The sequence below is a fragment of the Enterobacter cloacae complex sp. 309I3 genome (genome assembly GCF_050031595.1).
GTDB lineage: Bacteria > Pseudomonadota > Gammaproteobacteria > Enterobacterales > Enterobacteriaceae > Enterobacter > Enterobacter cloacae.
In genome coordinates this window covers 730,727-749,328 of record NZ_JBLGWI010000001.1, presented here as the reverse complement: position 1 = coordinate 749,328, position 18,602 = coordinate 730,727, and the positions used below count along the sequence as shown (strand labels likewise).

Below are 18,602 nucleotides of genomic sequence, written 5' to 3'. Positions count from 1 at the left end.
CAGCAATTTAGTCCATAAGATTAGCGGATCCTGCCTGACGATTTTCGCCCCCAGTCTCTAATGTTCTCTCATACCTGTTTTCTGATGGAGCAACACCATGGCAATTGCGATTGGCCTCGATTTTGGCAGCGACTCGGTTCGCGCCCTGGCAGTGGACTGTACGTCCGGCCAGGAGATAGCAACCAGCGTTGAGTGGTACCCACGCTGGCAAGAGGGGCGCTACTGCGATGCGCCAAACAACCAGTTCCGTCACCATCCACGCGACTACATCGAGTCGATGGAAGCGGCAATCAAAACCGTGCTGGCAGAGCTGACTGACGCCCAGCGTGCAGAGGTGGTTGGGATCGGCGTAGACAGCACCGGTTCTACCCCCGCGCCAGTGGATGCGGAAGGCCGGGTGCTGGCGCTACGTCCTGAGTTCGCCGACAACCCGAACGCCATGTTTGTGCTGTGGAAAGACCATACCGCCGTCGAAGAGGCCGAAGCCATCACCCGGTTGTGCCACCAGCCGGGCAAAACCGACTATTCGCGCTACATCGGCGGAATTTATTCCAGTGAATGGTTCTGGGCCAAGATCCTGCATGTCACCCGCGCTGACGCAGCGGTTGCACAGGCAGCCGCATCGTGGATTGAACTGTGTGACTGGGTTCCTGCCCTGCTCTCGGGTACCACCCGCCCGCAGGATATTCGCCGCGGCCGCTGCAGCGCCGGGCATAAATCCCTATGGCATGAAAGCTGGGGCGGTCTGCCACCGGCAGCCTTCTTCGATGAACTCGATCCGATTATCAACAAGAGCCTGAAGTACCCGCTCTTTACCGACACCTTTACCGCCGATATTCCGGTGGGCACGCTCTGCGAAGAGTGGGCAACACGTCTGGGCCTGCCGCAAAACGTGGCAATCTCCGGCGGTGCGTTTGACTGCCATATGGGCGCGGTGGGCGCTGGTGCCCAGCCCAATACGCTGGTGAAAGTGATCGGCACCTCCACCTGCGACATCCTGACGGCGGATAAGGCCAGCGTCGGTGACCGCGCAGTGAAAGGTATCTGCGGACAGGTCGACGGCAGCGTGGTGCCGGACTTTATCGGTCTGGAAGCCGGGCAGTCTGCGTTTGGCGATATTTACGCCTGGTTTGGTCGGGTACTGGGCTGGCCGCTGGACCAGCTGGCGACCGCGCACCCGGAACTGAAACCCCAGATTGCCGAGAGTAAGAAACAGCTGCTGCCCCAGCTCACCGCCGCATGGGCGAAAAATCCGTCTCTTGAACACCTGCCGGTGGTGCTCGACTGGTTCAACGGCCGCCGTACGCCATTTGCCAACCAGCGTCTTAAAGGTGTTATCACCGATCTCAATCTGGCGACCGATGCCCCGGCCCTGTTTGGCGGCCTGATTGCAGCCACCGCCTTTGGTGCCCGCGCGATTATGGAGTGCTTCACCGAACAGGGCATCGACGTCAATAACGTCATGGCGCTGGGCGGTATCGCCCGTAAAAACCCGGTGATCATGCAGGCCTGCTGCGACGTGCTGAACCGTCCGCTGCAGATTGTCGCGTCCGATCAATGCTGCGCGCTGGGTGCGGCTATTTTCGCCGCCGTTGCCGCGGGCGTACACGCCGATATCCCGACTGCACAGCAGCATATGGCAAGCGCGGTCGAAAATACCCTTCAGCCGCGTGCTCAACAGGCGCAACGCTTTGAACAGCTTTATCAGCGCTACCAGCAATGGGCAAAAAGCGCCGAACTTCACTATCTCCCTGTCGCCGCCCCGTCAAAACACACCGCGGATACGACGGCAACCCTGACCCATTAAGGACACGACGATGACCATTTTTGATAATTATGAAGTGTGGTTTGTGATTGGCAGCCAGCATTTGTACGGACCGCAAGCGTTGCAACAGGTGACGAAACATGCGGAACACGTCGTGAACGCGCTGAATGCTGAGGCCAAACTGCCATGCAAACTGGTGCTGAAGCCGCTGGGCACGACGCCGGATGAGATCACCCATATCTGCCGTGACGCAAACTACGACGATAAATGTGCGGGTCTGGTGGTGTGGCTGCACACCTTCTCACCCGCCAAAATGTGGATCAACGGTCTGTCTATCCTCAACAAACCGCTGCTGCAATTCCATACCCAGTTCAACGCCTCCCTGCCATGGGACAGCATTGATATGGACTTTATGAACCTGAACCAGACCGCACACGGCGGCCGTGAGTTCGGCTTCATCGGCGCCCGTATGCGTCAGCAGCACGCCGTAGTGACCGGACACTGGCAGGATCAACATGCGCAGAAACGCATCGGCTCCTGGATGCGTCAGGCCGTTTCCAAACAGGATACCCGCCATCTGAAAGTGGTGCGATTTGGCGACAACATGCGTGAAGTGGCAGTCACCGACGGTGATAAAGTTGCCGCGCAGATCAAGTTCGGTTTTTCCGTGAACACCTGGGCCGTGGGTGACCTGGTGCAGGTCGTCAATGAGATCGGCGATGGCGACGTGAGCGCGCTGGTCGACGAATACGAAAGCAGCTACCGCCTCACCGCAGCGGCGCAGGTGAAGGGTGACAAACGCCAGAACGTGCTGGACGCGGCGCGCATTGAACTGGGGATGAAACGCTTCCTGGAACAGGGTGGCTTCCACGCCTTTACCACGACATTTGAAGATCTCCATGGTCTGAAACAACTGCCGGGTCTGGCAGTACAACGTCTGATGCAGCAGGGCTACGGCTTCGCGGGCGAAGGCGACTGGAAAACTGCCGCTCTGCTTCGCATCATGAAAGTGATGTCAACCGGTCTGCAGGGCGGCACCTCCTTTATGGAGGACTACACCTACCACTTCGAAAATGGCAACGACCTGGTACTCGGTTCACACATGCTGGAAGTGTGCCCATCCATTGCCGTCGAAGAGAAACCGATCCTCGACGTGCAGCATCTCGGCATTGGCGGCAAAGCGGATCCGGCACGTTTGATCTTCAACACCCGTACCGGCCCGGCCATCAACGCCAGCCTGATCGACCTGGGCGATCGTTTCCGCCTGCTGGTGAACTGTGTGGATGCGGTTGAAACGCCACACGCGCTGCCAAAACTGCCGGTCGCCAACGCCCTGTGGAAAGCGCAGCCCGATCTGCCAACCGCCTCCGAAGCCTGGATCGTCGCCGGTGGCGCACACCATACCGTCTTCAGTCACGCGCTGGATCTCAACGATATGCGTCAGTTCGCTGAACTGCACGACATCGAACTGACCGTGATCGATAACGATACCCGCCTGCCCGCGTTTAAAGACGCGCTGCGCTGGAATGAAGTCTATTACGGTTCGAAACGTTAAGTACGACGTGCCCGGTGGCACTGCGTTTACCGCGCCTACGATTGTGTAGGCCGGATAAGCGAAGCGCCATCCGGCGGGAGACAACAATGCTAGAAGATCTCAAACGCCAGGTACTCGAAGCCAACCTGGCGCTGCCTAAACATAATCTGGTGACCCTGACCTGGGGCAACGTTAGCGCCGTTGACCGCGAAAAAGGGGTGTTCGTCATCAAGCCTTCCGGCGTGGATTATACGGTGATGACTGCTGAGGATATGGTTGTGGTCAGCATTGCAACCGGTGAAGTGGTGGAAGGGAAGAAAAAACCCTCCTCCGATACCCCCACCCATCGCCTGCTGTATCAGGCATTTCCGACCATCGGCGGCATTGTGCATACCCACTCGCGTCATGCGACTATCTGGGCGCAGGCAGGCCAGTCCATCCCGGCTACCGGTACCACGCACGCAGACTACTTTTACGGCACCATCCCGTGCACCCGCCTGATGACCGATGCGGAAATCAACGGCGAGTATGAATGGGAAACCGGCAATGTGATTGTCGAAACCTTTGAAAAACAGGGAATCGACGCAGCACAGATGCCTGGGGTGCTGGTGCATTCTCACGGCCCGTTTGCGTGGGGCAAAAATGCGGAAGATGCAGTGCATAACGCGATTGTGCTGGAAGAGGTAGCCTATATGGGCATCTTCTGTCGTCAACTGGCACCACAGTTGCCGGATATGCAACAGACGCTGCTGGACAAACACTACCTGCGCAAGCACGGTGCAAAAGCCTATTACGGGCAATAAACTGTATATAAACCCAGCATAAAACCGCTAACCAGGCTATAATCAGGCCTGGTTTTGTTTTATGGGATAACGGCGTGACGCAGGCGCAAGAAGGTTTTTTACTGACCCGACACTGGCGGGATACGCCTCAGGGAACAGAGGTGGAGTTCTGGCTGGCGACGGACAACGGCCCGCTGCGCGTTACCCTGCCGCCACAGGAGTCCGTGGCATTTATTCCTGAAGCCCACATCGACAAAGTAAAGCAGCTACTGCGCGGTGAAAACAACTGGCGCATCACGCCACTTGGGCTGAAGGATTTCCATCGCCAGCCGGTTTCTGGCCTCTATTGTCGCGCCCATCGCCAGCTGATGCGCTATGAAAAACTGCTGCGCGAGGCGGGCGTCACCCTGTACGAAGCCGATATTCGTCCCCCGGAACGTTTCTTGATGGAGCGGTTTATTACCGCCCCTGTCTGGGTTGATGGCACAGCGCACAACGGCGGGCTGATTAACGCCCGTCTGAAACCTAACCCGCACTACCGTCCGCCGTTGAAATGGGTCTCACTGGACATCGAAACCACCCGTCACGGTGAACTGTACTGTATTGGTCTTGAAGGCTGCGGCGACCGGGTTGTCTATATGCTCGGGCCACAGAATGGTGATGCCTCCGCGCTGGACTTCCGACTGGAGTACGTCAACAACCGGCCACAGCTGCTGGAAAAACTGAACCAGTGGTTTGCCGATCGCGATCCCGATGTCCTGATCGGCTGGAACGTGGTGCAATTCGATCTGCGGGTACTGCAAAAACACGCCGAGCGGTACCGTATCCCGCTCATGCTTGGGCGGGGTCATAGCGAACTGGAATGGCGCGAGCACGGTTTCAAAAACGGCGTCTTCTTCGCACAGGCCAATGGTCGCCTGATTATCGACGGCATCGAGGCGCTGAAATCCGCATTCTGGAATTTCTCTTCCTTCTCGCTGGAGGCGGTGGCGCAGGAGCTGCTGGGGGAAGGGAAATCCATCGATAATCCGTGGGACCGAATGGATGAGATCGACCGCCGCTTCAACGAAGACAAACCGGCACTTGCCACCTATAACCTGAAAGATTGTGAGCTGGTTACGCAGATTTTCCACAAAACCGAGATCATGCCTTTTCTGCTGGAACGCGCCACAGTGAACGGTCTTGCCGCTGATCGGCACGGCGGTTCCGTGGCGGCATTCAGCCATCTGTACTTTCCCCGCATGCACCGGGCAGGCTACGTCGCACCGAACCTGGGGGACGTGCCGCCTCAGGCAAGCCCAGGCGGCTACGTGATGGATTCCCGGCCGGGACTGTATGACTCCGTGCTGGTACTGGACTACAAAAGCCTCTACCCCTCGATTATCCGCACCTTTCTGATTGATCCGGTGGGGCTGGTAGAGGGGATGGCGCAGCCGGACGATATGCACAGCACCGACGGGTTTCTGGGGGCGCGTTTCTCACGGGAGAAACACTGCCTGCCGGAGATCGTGGGACAGATCTGGCACGGGCGCGACGAGGCCAAGCGCCACGGCAACAAGCCGCTTTCTCAGGCGCTAAAAATTATCATGAACGCTTTTTACGGTGTGCTGGGCACCAGCGCCTGTCGCTTCTTCGACCCGCGTCTCGCCTCGTCTATCACCATGCGCGGGCATGAGATCATGCGCCAGACAAAGGCGCTGATCGAATCCCAGGGCTATGAAGTGATCTATGGCGATACCGACTCCACCTTCGTCTGGTTGAAGGGCGCGCACGCCGAAGAGGAAGCCGCGCGAATTGGCAAACAGCTGGTGGCCTTCGTGAACGACTGGTGGCAAGCGCATTTGCAAAAAGAGCGGTTAACCAGCGCGTTAGAGCTGGAGTATGAAACCCATTTCAGCCGCTTTTTAATGCCCACTATCCGTGGAACCGATCAGGGCAGCAAGAAACGCTATGCCGGACTGATTCAGGAAGGTGAAAAGCAACGCATGGTGTTTAAAGGGCTGGAGACGGTGCGCACAGACTGGACTCCGCTGGCTCAGCAGTTCCAGCAAACGCTCTATTTGCGGATCTTTCGTAATGAGCCTTATCAGGACTACGTCCGCGAGACGATAGCCAGCCTGATGGCTGGCGAGCTCGACAACCAGCTGGTGTATCGCAAACGCCTGCGCCGCCCGCTGGCCGAGTATCAGCGTAACGTTCCGCCACACGTCCGCGCCGCGCGTCTGGCGGATGAAGAGAACGTCCGTCGGGGGCGCGCCCCGCAGTATCAGAACCGGGGCACCATTAAGTATGTCTGGACGACAAACGGGCCAGAGCCCGTGGATTATCAACACTCTGCGCTGGACTACGACCACTACCTGACGCGCCAGCTTCAGCCCGTCGCGGATGGAATTTTGCCGTTCATTGACGACGATTTTGCTACACTAGTGACAGGGCAGCTTGGCCTATTTTGACACGTGACGAAATCGCTGCCATCCAGTACCATAGCGCCCTTTCCACTCCCGGACCCATTTTTCGATGACCGTCTTTTTTGACGGTGGTTGAACTATTGCCTGCAATTAAAGATTAGAGCCGAACACATATGCCTTTTACACTTGGTCAACGCTGGATCAGCGATACAGAAAGCGAACTTGGATTGGGAACCGTGGTTGCAGTCGATGCACGCATGGTCACCCTCCTTTTCCCTGCTACCGGTGAAAACCGCCTGTACGCTCGCAATGACTCCCCTGTTACCCGCGTGATGTTCAATCCAGGTGACACCGTGACCAGCCACGACGGCTGGCAGCTAAAGGTTGAAGACGTAAAAGAAGAGAATGGTCTGCTCGCCTACATTGGGACTCGCCTCGACACTGACGAGAGCAATGTCATCCTGCGTGAAGTGCTGCTCGACAGCAAACTGGTTTTCAGCAAGCCGCAGGATCGCCTGTTTGCCGGGCAAATCGACCGTATGGATCGCTTCTCCCTGCGCTATCGCGCACGTAAATTCCAGAGTGAACAGTACCGCATGCCGTGGAGCGGCCTGCGTGGTCAACGCACCAGCCTGATCCCTCATCAGTTGAATATCGCTCATGACGTTGGTCGTCGTCATGCGCCTCGCGTACTGCTGGCAGACGAAGTGGGCCTCGGTAAAACCATTGAAGCCGGTATGATCCTGCATCAACAACTGCTTTCTGGCGCCGCCGAGCGCGTGCTGATCGTGGTACCGGAAACGCTGCAACACCAGTGGCTGGTTGAGATGCTGCGCCGCTTTAACCTTCGTTTCTCGCTGTTTGACGACGAGCGCTACGCCGAAGCCCAGCATGACGCAGACAACCCGTTTGAAACCGAACAGCTGGTCATCTGCTCCCTGGACTTCGTGCGCCGCAGCAAGCAGCGTCTTGAGCATCTGTGCGACGCAGAGTGGGATCTGCTGGTGGTCGACGAAGCGCACCACCTGGTCTGGAGCGAAGAGGCACCGAGCCGTGAATACATGGCGATTGAACAGCTTGCCGAGCGCGTGCCGGGCGTCCTGCTGCTGACCGCAACGCCGGAGCAGCTGGGGCTGGAGAGCCACTTCGCCCGTCTGCGCCTGCTCGATCCAAACCGCTTCCATGACTTTGAGCAGTTTGTCGAAGAACAGAATAATTACCGCCCGGTTGCCGATGCTGTCGCCATGCTGCTGGCGGGCAAACGCCTCTCGAATGACGAACTCAACACCCTGAGCGATCTGATTGGCGAACAGGATATTGAGCCGCTGCTGCAGGCAGCCAACAGTGACAGCGACAACGCGGGTTCCGCGCGTAAAGAGCTGATCGATATGCTGATGGACCGCCACGGCACCAGCCGCGTGCTGTTCCGTAACACCCGTAACGGCGTGAAGGGCTTCCCGAAACGCGAACTGCATACCATCAAGCTGCCGCTGCCGACGCAGTATCAGACGGCGATAAAAGTCTCCGGCATTATGGGGGCGCGCAAAAGCCAGGAAGAACGTGCGCGCGACATGCTCTACCCGGAGCAGATTTATCAGGAATTTGAAGGCGATACCGGAACCTGGTGGAACTTCGACCCGCGTGTTGAATGGCTGATGGGTTACTTAACGGCTCATCGTTCACAGAAAGTGCTGGTGATCTGCGCCAAGGCGGCCACCGCGCTGCAGCTGGAGCAGGTTCTGCGCGAGCGCGAAGGTATTCGAGCCGCCGTGTTCCACGAGGGGATGTCCATTGTCGAGCGTGACCGCGCCGCGGCCTGGTTCAGTGAAGAAGACAGCGGCGCACAGGTTCTGCTGTGCTCTGAAATCGGTTCTGAAGGGCGTAACTTCCAGTTCGCCAGCAACCTGGTGATGTTCGATCTGCCGTTCAACCCCGACCTGCTGGAACAGCGTATCGGCCGTCTGGACCGTATCGGTCAGGCGCATGATATTCAGATCCACGTCCCTTACCTGGAAAAAACCGCTCAGTCGGTGCTGGTACGCTGGTTCCACGAAGGTCTGGACGCGTTCGAACATACCTGTCCGACGGGACGCACCATTTACGATCAGGTGCATACGGATCTGATCGGTTACCTGGCAGCGCCGGAAAATACGGACGGTTTTGATGAGCTGATCAAATCCTGTCGCGAAAAGCATGAGGCTCTGAAAGCGCAGCTGGAGCAGGGACGTGACCGCCTGCTGGAAATCCACTCCAACGGTGGCGAAAAAGCGCAGGCGCTTGCCGAAAGCATTGAAGAGCAGGATGACGACACCAGCCTGATCAGCTTCGCCATGAACCTGTTCGACATCGTCGGGATTAACCAGGACGATCGCGGCGAGAACATGATCGTGCTGACCCCATCCGATCATATGCTGGTTCCGGATTTCCCGGGCCTGCCGGAGGATGGTTGCACCATCACCTTTGAGCGTGACGTGGCGCTGTCTCGCGAAGACGCGCAGTTCATCACCTGGGAACACCCGTTGATCCGCAACGGCCTCGACCTGATCCTTTCCGGCGACACGGGTAGCAGCACGATTTCCCTGTTGAAAAACAAAGCATTACCCGTTGGTACGCTGCTGGTCGAGCTGATCTATGTTGTGGAAGCGCAAGCGCCGAAACAGCTGCAGCTCACCCGCTTCCTGCCGCCAACGCCAGTGCGTCTGCTGCTGGATAAAAACGGCACCAACCTGGCTGCACAGGTTGAATTCGAGAGTTTCAACCGCCAGCTGAGCGCAGTAAACCGCCACACGGGCAGCAAACTGGTCAACGCCGTACAACAGGACGTGCACGCCATTCTGCAGTTGGGTGAAACGCAGATCGAAAAAGCGGCCAGGACGCTGATTGATGCCGCACGCGAGGAAGCCGATGAGAAACTGTCTGCAGAGCTGTCTCGTCTGGAAGCGTTAAAAGCGGTGAACCCAAACATCCGTGATGACGAACTGACCGCGATTGAGAGCAACCGTCAGCAGGTGCTGGAAAGCCTGAATCAGGCAAGCTGGCGTCTGGATGCCCTGCGTCTTATTGTTGTGACGCATCAGTAAACGGAGCACAAGATGGTGATGGAGCCTTACAATCCGCCGCAAGACCCGTGGCTGGTTATCCTTTATCAGGATGAGCACATTATGGTGGTCAACAAGCCAAGCGGCCTGTTGTCCGTGCCGGGGCGTCTGGATGAGCACAAAGACAGCGTGATGACACGTATTCAGCGTGATTATCCCCAGGCGGAGTCCGTTCATCGCCTGGACATGGCAACCAGCGGCGTGATTGTGGTGGCGCTGAACAAAGCCGCTGAACGTGAACTCAAACGCCAGTTCCGCGAGCGTGAGCCGAAAAAGCAATATGTCGCACGCGTCTGGGGCCATCCCGCGCAGGCGGAAGGGCTAGTGGATCTGCCGCTGATTTGCGACTGGCCAAATCGACCAAAGCAGAAGGTATGCTATGAGACGGGCAAGGCCGCGCAAACCGAGTATGAAGTGCTGGAGTACGCGCCGGATAACACCGCGCGCGTGCTGCTGAAGCCCATTACCGGGCGTTCACATCAGCTGCGTGTGCATATGCTCGCGCTGGGGCACCCGATTCTGGGAGACCGTTTTTACGCCCCCCCGGAGGCGCTGGCTTCAGCGCCGCGTTTGCAGCTTCATGCCCAGACGCTCACCATCACCCACCCGGCGTTTGGCAACGCAATGACGTTTAAAGCCCCGGTGGACTTCTAAAAAAATGGCCCGACTGTGTCGGGCCATTTTTTATTTGAAATTTTTCTGCTCTTTTATCAGCTCGTACGCTTTCTGGATTTCCTGCGCTTTTTGCTTCGCCATCTCCATCATCTCTGGTGGTAAGCCCTTCGCGACCAGTTTATCCGGGTGATGTTCACTCATCAGCTTACGATAGGCGCGCTTGATGGTTGTTGCATCATCAGAAGGTTTCACGCCAAGCACGTTACAGGCATCTTCCAGCGTCGGGCCACGCTGCGCCTGCTGCCAGCCGCCGCCAGAGGATTGATGCTGTTGATAGCCGCCACCAAAGTGTGCGCCGCCCTGCATCATGCGCAGGAACTGGTCGAACTGCATGCGGGAGATCCCCAGCTCTTCGGCAATCACGTATAACACATCGCGTTCATTCGGATGAAGAGACCCGTCGGCAAACGCCGCCTGAATCTGGATCTCCAGAAACATCCGAATTAAATCAAAACGGCCGAAACAGATACTGCGGAACTGACGCATTTTTTCGCGCAGCGGATAGTTATCCGATTTACCGATGCGAAACGCATTTTGCGCCGCCACACGAGATTCCCCGTGCAGATTCATGCGGTCCATAAATACGCTGGCAATCTGGATATCGGCTTCCGTTACCCGCCCTTTTGATTTGGTTAAGTGCCCCATCACCTCAAAGGTGGTGGAGAAAAAGAGGGACTGACGCTCGCGCTGGTTGGCGAACCACGCCATTTTGCGGCTGCGTGCCTTATCGAACATATGGCCAATAATCAGGCCAAGTACGATGCCCCAAAACCCGGCACCCATGATGATGGCGAACGCAACGCCGATGATTTTACCCCAATACTGCATATACTCCCCGGATAGTCATGTCCCTTGTCGACGCAACGCCATCATTACAGTGGTCGAGCCACGGTCAATTGAGGGACATCGCCTATAATTTGCATTATCATACTCGTCATTCGATAGCGAGCCTAACACTCTGGCACGCAAACGGGCAGGATTAACGCTGGTACTGCGCTGATGAGTAAGATAGTCTCTGAGCGTTTGTAAGCCGTAGCCACTGATGACGGAACACTAAAATATAACGTATGAAAAAACGTATCCCCACCCTCCTGGCCACAATGATTGGCACCGCCCTGTACAGTCAACAGGGGCTGGCGGCCGATCTTGCCTCGCAGTGTATGCTTGGCGTCCCAAGTTATAATCGCCCACTGGTGAGTGGCGATACAAATAGCTTGCCGGTAACCATTACTGCCGACAGTTCTAAAGGAACCTATCCTGACAATGCCACGTTTACGGGCAGTGTGGATATTAATCAGGGCAATAGCCGCCTGCAGGCAGATGAAGTGCAGTTGCACCAGAAGCAGCCGGAAGGTGCGGCCGAACCGGTACGAACGGTGGATGCGCTGGGTAATGTGCACTATGACGACAATCAGGTCATCCTGAAAGGTCCGAAAGCATGGTCAAACCTGAACACTAAAGATACTAACGTCTGGGAAGGTGATTACCAGATGGTGGGTCGTCAGGGGCGTGGTAAAGCAGATCTGATGAAACAGCGCGGTGAAAACCGCTATACGATTCTGGAAAACGGTTCCTTCACCTCCTGTCTGCCGGGTTCGAATACCTGGAGCGTGGTTGGAAGTGAGGTAATTCACGACCGTGAAGAACAGGTCGCAGAAATCTGGAACGCCCGGTTTAAACTCGGCCCGGTGCCGGTTTTCTATAGCCCGTACCTGCAACTTCCCGTGGGCGACAAACGTCGTTCAGGCTTCCTGATCCCAAATGCCAAATACAGCACCTCGAACTATTTTGAGTTCTATCTGCCGTATTACTGGAACATCGCGCCCAACATGGACGCCACGATCACGCCGCACTATATCCATAAGCGCGGCAACGTCATGTGGGAAAACGAGTTCCGCTATCTGACCCAGGCGGGTACCGGTTTGATGGAACTGGATTATCTGCCATCAGATAAGGTCTTCCAGGATGAGCACCCAACAGAAGGTGATAAACACCGTTGGATGTACTTCTGGCGTCACGCTGGCGTCATGGACCAGGTCTGGCGTTTTAACGTCGACTACACCAAAGTCAGCGATCCTTACTATTTCAACGACTTCGATTCCAAGTACGGTTCCAGTACCGATGGTTACGCCACGCAGAAATTTAGCGTTGGCTATGCTATTCAGAACTTCAACGCTACGGTGTCGACGAAGCAGTTCCAGGTGTTTGATAGCCAGACGCGAAGCACTTACGGTGCAGAACCGCAGCTGGATGTGAACTGGTATCAGAACGATGTTGGTCCATTCGATACCCGCGTCTACGCTCAGGCAGTGCATTTCGTCAATACCAACTCGGACATGCCGGAAGCCACGCGTGTTCATTTAGAACCAACGATCAATTTACCGCTGTCGAACAACTGGTCGAGTCTGAATACCGAAGCCAAGCTGATGGCGACCCATTATCAGCAGAAAAATGTGGACTGGTATAACAACCGCTATGGCACAGACCTTGACGAATCCGTGAACCGCGTTCTTCCGCAATTTAAAATGGACGGTAAGCTGATCTTCGAGCGCGATATGGGTCTGCTGGCGGATGGGTATACGCAGACGCTTGAGCCACGTATGCAGTATTTGTACGTGCCTTATCGCGATCAGAGCAAAATCCAAAACTATGATTCCGCTTTCCTGCAGTCTGACTACAGCGGCCTGTTCCGTGACCGTACCTACGGCGGTCTCGACCGTATTGCTTCCGCGAACCAGTTAACGACCGGCGTCACAACGCGCGTTTATGATGAATCTGCCGTTGAACGTTTTAACGTTTCTGTTGGTCAAATCTACTATTTCACCGAGTCTCGTACCGGTGATGACAATATCAACTGGGAGAAAGACAACAAAACAGGTTCGCTGGTGTGGGCGGGCGATACCTACTGGCGCATGACCGATCGCTGGGGCTTACGCGGGGGTCTGCAGTACGACACGCGTCTCGACAATATTGCGACCAGCAGTGCAGCCGTCGAGTACCGTCGCGATGAAGATCGTATGGTGCAGTTGACCTATCGTTACGCCAGCCCGGAATATATTCAGGCAACATTGCCGAACTATGCCACCAGTGAACAGTATAAAGACGGGATTTCGCAGGTGGGTGGTGCAGCCAGTTGGCCAATCGCTGACCGCTGGTCAATTGTGGGCGCATACTACTTTGACACTAACGCCAACAAGCCTGCTGACCAGATGGTTGGTCTGCAATATAACTCCTGCTGTTACGCGCTGCGTGTCGGCTACGAACGCAAGCTTAACGGCTGGGATACTCAAAACAATCAGAGCAAATACGATAACGTGATTGGCTTTAATGTCGAATTGCGCGGCCTGAGCTCCAACTACGGCCTGGGCACGCAGCAGATGCTGCGCTCGAACATTCTGCCGTACCGCAGTTCCTTGTAATGTGCTTGTTTTGCAACGTAATCCGCTTTGCGGTTAATTGAAATGGAAAAAGTATGAAGAACTGGAAAACGCTGCTGCTCGGTGTCGCTATGGTTGCGAATACCAGCTTCGCGGCCCCCCAGGTTGTTGATAAGGTCGCCGCTGTGGTTAACAACGGTGTCGTGCTCGAAAGTGACGTTGACGGTTTGATGAAATCTGTGAAGCTCAATTCGGGCCAGGCGGGTCAGCAACTTCCGGATGACGCAACGCTGCGCCATCAGATCCTGGAACGTCTGATCATGGATCAGATTGTCCTGCAAATGGGTCAGAAAATGGGCGTGAAGATCACTGACGAGCAGCTTGATCAGGCGATCGCTAACATCGCTAAGCAGAACAATATGACCCTGGATCAGATGCGTAGTCGTCTGGCCTATGATGGCATCAGCTATTCAACCTACCGTAATCAGATCCGTAAAGAGATGCTGATCTCAGAAGTGCGTAACAATGAAGTTCGTCGCCGCGTCACCATCCTGCCGCAGGAAGTCGACGCGCTGGCAAAACAGGTGGGCAACCAGAACGATGCCAGCACCGAGCTGAACCTGAGCCATATTCTGATCCCGCTGCCAGAGAACCCAACGTCTGACCAGGCCGCTGAAGCGGAAAGCCAGGCGCGCGCTATCGTTGAGCAGGCACGTAACGGCAGTGACTTTGGCAAGCTGGCCATTACCTACTCTGCCGACCAACAGGCGCTGAAAGGTGGCCAGATGGGCTGGGGACGTATTCAGGAACTGCCATCCATCTTTGCCCAGGCGCTGAGCACGGCGAAGAAAGGCGACATCGTGGGTCCAATCCGTTCAGGTGTTGGCTTCCACATCCTGAAAGTCAACGACCTGCGTGGTCAGAGCCAGAACATCTCCGTCACCGAAGTTCATGCTCGCCACATTCTGCTGAAACCGTCACCGATCATGACGGACGATCAGGCGCGTGCGAAGCTGCAACAGATTGCTGCGGACATTAAGAGCGGAAAAACGTCGTTTGCGAATGCCGCAAAAGAGTTCTCTCAGGATCCTGGCTCTGCTAACCAGGGCGGCGACCTGGGCTGGGCGGCTGCGGATATCTACGATCCGGCATTCCGCGATGCGCTGATGAAGCTGAACAAAGGCCAGATGAGTGCGCCGGTACACTCCTCCTTTGGCTGGCATCTGATCGAACTGCTGGATACCCGCAACGTTGATAAAACCGACGCAGCGCAGAAAGACAGAGCCTATCGTATGCTGTTCAACCGTAAGTTCTCTGAAGAAGCGGCAACCTGGATGCAGGAACAACGCGCCAGCGCTTACGTGAAAGTTCTGAGCAACTAATGAAACAGCATCGTGTTGTGATCACCCCCGGCGAACCCGCCGGGATTGGGCCTGACCTCGTGGTCCAGCTTGCCCAACGTAGCTGGCCGGTGGAACTGGTCGTCTGTGCTGATGCAACACTGTTACAAGACCGGGCTTCACTGCTCGGTCTGCCTTTAACGCTTATCCCCTACGTTGAAGGCCAGCAGCCTGCACCGCAGCAAGCCGGAACGCTCACGCTTCTTCCCGTCCCTCTTCGTACTCCTGTTATTCCGGGTCAGCTCAGCACTGAAAACGGCCACTATGTTGTCGAAACCCTGGCGCGCGCCTGCGATGGTTGCATACAGGGAGAATTTGCTGCCCTGATTACAGGCCCTGTCCACAAAGGGGTGATTAACGAAGCCGGTATTCCGTTCACCGGACATACCGAGTTTTTTGAAGAGCGATCGCACAGCCCGAAAGTGGTGATGATGCTGGCGACGGAAGCGATGCGGGTGGCTCTGGTAACAACCCATCTGCCGATTAAGGCCATTCCTGACGCCATCACCCCTGAACTGCTGCGGGAGATCATCGGGATACTGCATCACGATCTGCAGACCAAATTCGGCATTAAACAGCCGCACGTTCTGGTCTGTGGCCTGAACCCACACGCCGGGGAAGGCGGGCATATGGGGACTGAAGAGATCGACACCATCATTCCGGTGCTGAATGAAATGCGGGCGAAAGGGATGAACCTGAGCGGGCCATTGCCTGCCGATACCCTTTTCCAGCCCAAATACCTGGATAATGCCGATGCCGTGCTCGCGATGTACCACGATCAGGGCCTGCCCGTGCTAAAATACCAGGGCTTTGGCCGCGGTGTGAATATCACCCTCGGTTTACCTTTTATTCGAACGTCCGTTGACCACGGTACTGCGCTGGATCTGGCAGGCCAGGGAAAAGCGGATGTCGGCAGTTTTATTACGGCGCTTAATCTCGCCATCAAAATGATTGTTAATACTCAATGACTAATCGAGTCCATCAGGGCCACTTAGCCCGTAAACGCTTCGGGCAAAACTTCCTCAACGATCAGTTCGTGATCGACAGTATTGTTTCGGCCATTAATCCGCAAAAAGGCCAGGCGATGGTTGAAATCGGCCCCGGTCTGGCAGCACTGACTGAACCCGTCGGCGAACGTCTGGACGAACTGACCGTTATCGAACTCGACCGCGATCTCGCTGCTCGTCTGCAAACGCACCCGTTCCTTGGGCCGAAGCTGACGATTTATCAGCAAGATGCCATGACCATGAATTTTGGCGAGCTGTCGGAAAAAATGGGTCAGCCGCTGCGCGTATTCGGTAACCTGCCCTATAACATCTCCACGCCGCTGATGTTCCATCTCTTTAGCTATACTGATGCCATTGCCGACATGCACTTCATGTTGCAAAAAGAGGTGGTAAACCGTCTGGTTGCAGGGCCGAATAGTAAAGCGTATGGTCGTTTAAGCGTGATGGCACAATATTTCTGCAATGTGATCCCGGTACTCGAAGTGCCGCCGTCTGCCTTCACGCCGCCGCCAAAAGTCGACTCTGCGGTTGTGCGCCTTGTGCCGCATAAAACGATGCCATACCCGGTCAAAGACCTGCGCGTACTGAGCCGCATCACCACAGAAGCCTTTAACCAGCGCCGTAAAACGATCCGTAATAGCCTCGGCAATCTGTTCACCGTTGACGTGCTGGCCGAGCTGGGCATTGACCCGGCAATGCGAGCAGAAAACATCTCTGTTGAGCAGTACTGTAAACTGGCTAATTACATTAGCGAAAATGCGCCGCCGAAGGAGAGTTAAGCCATGATTGATTCGCCCCGCGTCTGTGTCCAGGTACAAAGCGTTTACGTTGAGTCGCAGTCCTCACCCGATGAAGAACGTTTTGTTTTCGCCTACACCGTGACCATTCGCAACCTGGGGCGGATGCCTGTGCAACTGCTCGGGCGTTACTGGCTTATCACTAACGGCAATGGCCGTGAAATCGAAGTTCAGGGTGAAGGTGTGGTTGGTGAACAGCCCCACATCGCCCCTGGCGAAGAGTATCAGTACACCAGCGGTGCAGTGATCGAAACGCCGCTGGGTACCATGCAAGGCCATTATGAAATGGTCGACGTCGATGGCAATGTGTTCCGCGTTGCTATTCCTGTGTTCCGTCTCGCCGTTACAACACTCATTCATTAATCTAATGTCTACATATCTGATTGGCGACGTTCACGGTTGCTACGATGAACTGATCGCATTATTAAAACAGGTCGACTTTACGCCAGGACGGGATATTCTCTGGCTGACGGGCGATTTAGTGGCGCGTGGGCCAGGCTCCCTGGAGGTTTTACGCTTCGTAAAATCGCTGGGCGACAGCGTTCGCATGGTGCTGGGCAACCATGATTTGCATCTGCTCGCCGTCTTTGCCGGCATCAGCCGAAATAAGCCGAAAGATCGCCTCACCCCGCTGCTGGAGGCGCCAGACGCCGACGAACTGATCAACTGGCTGCGTCGTCAGCCCCTGTTGCAGATCGATGAAGAGAAAAAACTGGTCATGGCACACGCCGGGATCACCCCACAGTGGGATCTTGAGACGGCCAAAACCTGCGCGCGTGACGTAGAAGCCGTGCTGGCGAGCGATTCCTATCCCTTCTTCCTTGATGCCATGTACGGCGACATGCCAAATCACTGGAGTGAAGATCTGAGCGGTCTGGCGCGTCTGCGTTTTATCACGAACGCGTTCACACGGATGCGTTTCTGCTTCCCGAACGGGCAGCTGGATATGTACTCAAAAGAGACGCCGGAAAGCGCACCTGCACCACTTAAACCGTGGTTTGCGATTCCCGGACCGGTCACCAGTGAGTACAGCGTGGTGTTTGGCCACTGGGCCGCGCTAGAAGGGAAAGGCACGCCAGACGGGATCTACGGTCTTGATACCGGTTGTTGCTGGGGCGGGGATTTAACCTGCTTACGCTGGGAAGATAAAACATACTTCGTGCAGCCGTCCAACCGACAGCTGGACCTGGGGGAAGGCGAGGCAGTCGCCTCCTGAGAGTGAATTCCCTCTCCCGGCCGGGAGAGGGTCTATCAACTAGCGACGTTCCAGAATCTCGAAGCAGTAGCTGTGTGAGTTCTGCGCATCCGCGTCGTGAAATTCGCTGAATACCGATTCCCACTCGTCCGGATCGTAGTCCGGGAAATGGGTATCGCCTTCCACTTCCGCATCAATATGCGTCAGATAGAGCTTTTGCGCTTTTGGCAGGAATTGCTCATACACACGCCCACCACCAATCACCATGATCTCTTCGGCGTTACCGCAGGCGGCAATCGCCTCGTCCACGGATTTCACCCATTCGACGCGATCGTCAGTGCCTGGCTGGCTACTGATCACGATGTTCTTACGGCCCGGCAATGGACGACCAATCGACTCCCAGGTCAGGCGGCCCATCACTACCGGCTTGTTTAACGTCGTACGTTTAAACCATGCGAGATCGGCAGGCAGGTTCCACGGCATGGCATTTTCCATACCGATAACACGGTCCACCGCCAGCGCTGCAATCAGACTGATCATTGAAAATTTCCCGGATGCAAAAAA

The 18,602-nt window shown here is 56.0% G+C and carries 14 protein-coding genes; 12 read left to right on the top strand and 2 right to left on the bottom strand.

Annotation, left to right across the window (positions count from 1 at the left end; all coding sequences use genetic code 11):
• The first annotated feature begins 97 nt into the window (after positions 1-97).
• The 6 genes from araB (at position 98) to rluA (ending at position 10,241) form a co-directional block, all read left to right on the top strand.
• The gene (gene araB / locus ACQG22_RS03555; protein ID WP_058661974.1) at positions 98-1,807 is read left to right on the top strand and encodes a ribulokinase; all 1,710 of its coding nucleotides are present in this window, start codon (positions 98-100) and stop codon (positions 1,805-1,807) included.
• A gap of 10 nt (positions 1,808-1,817) precedes the next feature.
• Complete coding sequence (gene araA, locus ACQG22_RS03550) at positions 1,818-3,320, top strand: L-arabinose isomerase (protein WP_020688483.1); 1,503 nt, start codon at positions 1,818-1,820, stop codon at positions 3,318-3,320.
• Between the two features lie 86 nt (positions 3,321-3,406).
• Entirely contained in the window at positions 3,407-4,102 is a 696-nt protein-coding gene (gene araD, locus ACQG22_RS03545) for an L-ribulose-5-phosphate 4-epimerase (RefSeq protein WP_048972700.1), read from the top strand.
• 74 nt (positions 4,103-4,176) lie between these two features.
• On the top strand, positions 4,177-6,534 hold the full coding sequence (polB, locus tag ACQG22_RS03540) for a DNA polymerase II (RefSeq protein ID WP_284957439.1): 2,358 nt from the start codon (positions 4,177-4,179) through the stop codon (positions 6,532-6,534).
• Positions 6,535-6,662: 128 nt separating this feature from the next.
• The gene (gene rapA / locus ACQG22_RS03535; RefSeq protein ID WP_045292756.1) at positions 6,663-9,569 is read left to right on the top strand and encodes an RNA polymerase-associated protein RapA; all 2,907 of its coding nucleotides are present in this window, start codon (positions 6,663-6,665) and stop codon (positions 9,567-9,569) included.
• Between the two features lie 12 nt (positions 9,570-9,581).
• Complete coding sequence (gene rluA / locus ACQG22_RS03530; RefSeq protein ID WP_020688480.1) at positions 9,582-10,241, top strand: bifunctional tRNA pseudouridine(32) synthase/23S rRNA pseudouridine(746) synthase RluA; 660 nt, start codon at positions 9,582-9,584, stop codon at positions 10,239-10,241.
• Positions 10,242-10,271: 30 nt separating this feature from the next.
• Here rluA and djlA read toward each other — a convergent pair whose 3' ends face one another.
• Positions 10,272-11,090, bottom strand: coding sequence for a co-chaperone DjlA (gene djlA / locus ACQG22_RS03525; protein WP_013095544.1), 819 nt, complete (start codon positions 11,088-11,090; stop codon positions 10,272-10,274).
• A 239-nt stretch (positions 11,091-11,329) separates the two neighbouring features.
• On the opposite strand from djlA, the gene lptD reads away from it, so the two are divergent.
• The 6 genes from lptD to apaH are packed head-to-tail and all read left to right on the top strand — an operon-like array spanning position 11,330 to position 18,059.
• Positions 11,330-13,681: an LPS assembly protein LptD gene (gene lptD / locus ACQG22_RS03520; protein ID WP_029882686.1), complete on the top strand. Its 2,352-nt coding sequence runs from the start codon at positions 11,330-11,332 to the stop codon at positions 13,679-13,681.
• Positions 13,682-13,734: 53 nt separating this feature from the next.
• On the top strand, positions 13,735-15,021 hold the full coding sequence (gene surA, locus ACQG22_RS03515) for a peptidylprolyl isomerase SurA (RefSeq protein ID WP_013095542.1): 1,287 nt from the start codon (positions 13,735-13,737) through the stop codon (positions 15,019-15,021).
• A complete protein-coding gene (gene pdxA / locus ACQG22_RS03510) occupies positions 15,021-16,007 on the top strand; it encodes a 4-hydroxythreonine-4-phosphate dehydrogenase PdxA (protein WP_102751641.1) in 987 nt (328 codons plus the stop codon). The genes surA and pdxA overlap by 1 nt, the downstream gene beginning before the upstream one ends.
• The gene (gene rsmA, locus ACQG22_RS03505; RefSeq protein ID WP_013095540.1) at positions 16,004-16,825 is read left to right on the top strand and encodes a 16S rRNA (adenine(1518)-N(6)/adenine(1519)-N(6))-dimethyltransferase RsmA; all 822 of its coding nucleotides are present in this window, start codon (positions 16,004-16,006) and stop codon (positions 16,823-16,825) included. Before pdxA ends, rsmA begins: the two co-directional genes overlap by 4 nt.
• Before the next feature lie 3 nt (positions 16,826-16,828).
• Positions 16,829-17,206, top strand: coding sequence for a Co2+/Mg2+ efflux protein ApaG (gene apaG, locus ACQG22_RS03500; RefSeq protein WP_013095539.1), 378 nt, complete (start codon positions 16,829-16,831; stop codon positions 17,204-17,206).
• A gap of 4 nt (positions 17,207-17,210) precedes the next feature.
• On the top strand, positions 17,211-18,059 hold the full coding sequence (apaH, locus tag ACQG22_RS03495) for a bis(5'-nucleosyl)-tetraphosphatase (symmetrical) ApaH (RefSeq protein WP_020688477.1): 849 nt from the start codon (positions 17,211-17,213) through the stop codon (positions 18,057-18,059).
• Between the two features lie 39 nt (positions 18,060-18,098).
• On the opposite strand, the gene folA is transcribed toward apaH, so the two are convergent.
• Positions 18,099-18,578, bottom strand: coding sequence for a type 3 dihydrofolate reductase (folA, locus tag ACQG22_RS03490; protein WP_008502023.1), 480 nt, complete (start codon positions 18,576-18,578; stop codon positions 18,099-18,101).
• Between the last annotated feature and the right edge of the window lie 24 nt (positions 18,579-18,602).

Bases quoted from the DNA above. Each gene is read 5' to 3' on its own strand.
- araB (WP_058661974.1), top strand. From the start codon at position 98: ATGGCAATTGCGATTGGCCTCGATTTTGGCAGCGACTCGGTTCGCGCC.
- araA (WP_020688483.1), top strand. From the start codon at position 1,818: ATGACCATTTTTGATAATTATGAAGTGTGGTTTGTGATTGGCAGCCAG.
- araD (WP_048972700.1), top strand. From the start codon at position 3,407: ATGCTAGAAGATCTCAAACGCCAGGTACTCGAAGCCAACCTGGCGCTG.
- rapA (WP_045292756.1), top strand. From the start codon at position 6,663: ATGCCTTTTACACTTGGTCAACGCTGGATCAGCGATACAGAAAGCGAA.
- rluA (WP_020688480.1), top strand. From the start codon at position 9,582: ATGGTGATGGAGCCTTACAATCCGCCGCAAGACCCGTGGCTGGTTATC.
- djlA (WP_013095544.1), bottom strand. From the start codon at position 11,090: ATGCAGTATTGGGGTAAAATCATCGGCGTTGCGTTCGCCATCATCATG.
- lptD (WP_029882686.1), top strand. From the start codon at position 11,330: ATGAAAAAACGTATCCCCACCCTCCTGGCCACAATGATTGGCACCGCC.
- surA (WP_013095542.1), top strand. From the start codon at position 13,735: ATGAAGAACTGGAAAACGCTGCTGCTCGGTGTCGCTATGGTTGCGAAT.
- pdxA (WP_102751641.1), top strand. From the start codon at position 15,021: ATGAAACAGCATCGTGTTGTGATCACCCCCGGCGAACCCGCCGGGATT.
- rsmA (WP_013095540.1), top strand. From the start codon at position 16,004: ATGACTAATCGAGTCCATCAGGGCCACTTAGCCCGTAAACGCTTCGGG.
- apaG (WP_013095539.1), top strand. From the start codon at position 16,829: ATGATTGATTCGCCCCGCGTCTGTGTCCAGGTACAAAGCGTTTACGTT.
- apaH (WP_020688477.1), top strand. From the start codon at position 17,211: ATGTCTACATATCTGATTGGCGACGTTCACGGTTGCTACGATGAACTG.
- folA (WP_008502023.1), bottom strand. From the start codon at position 18,578: ATGATCAGTCTGATTGCAGCGCTGGCGGTGGACCGTGTTATCGGTATG.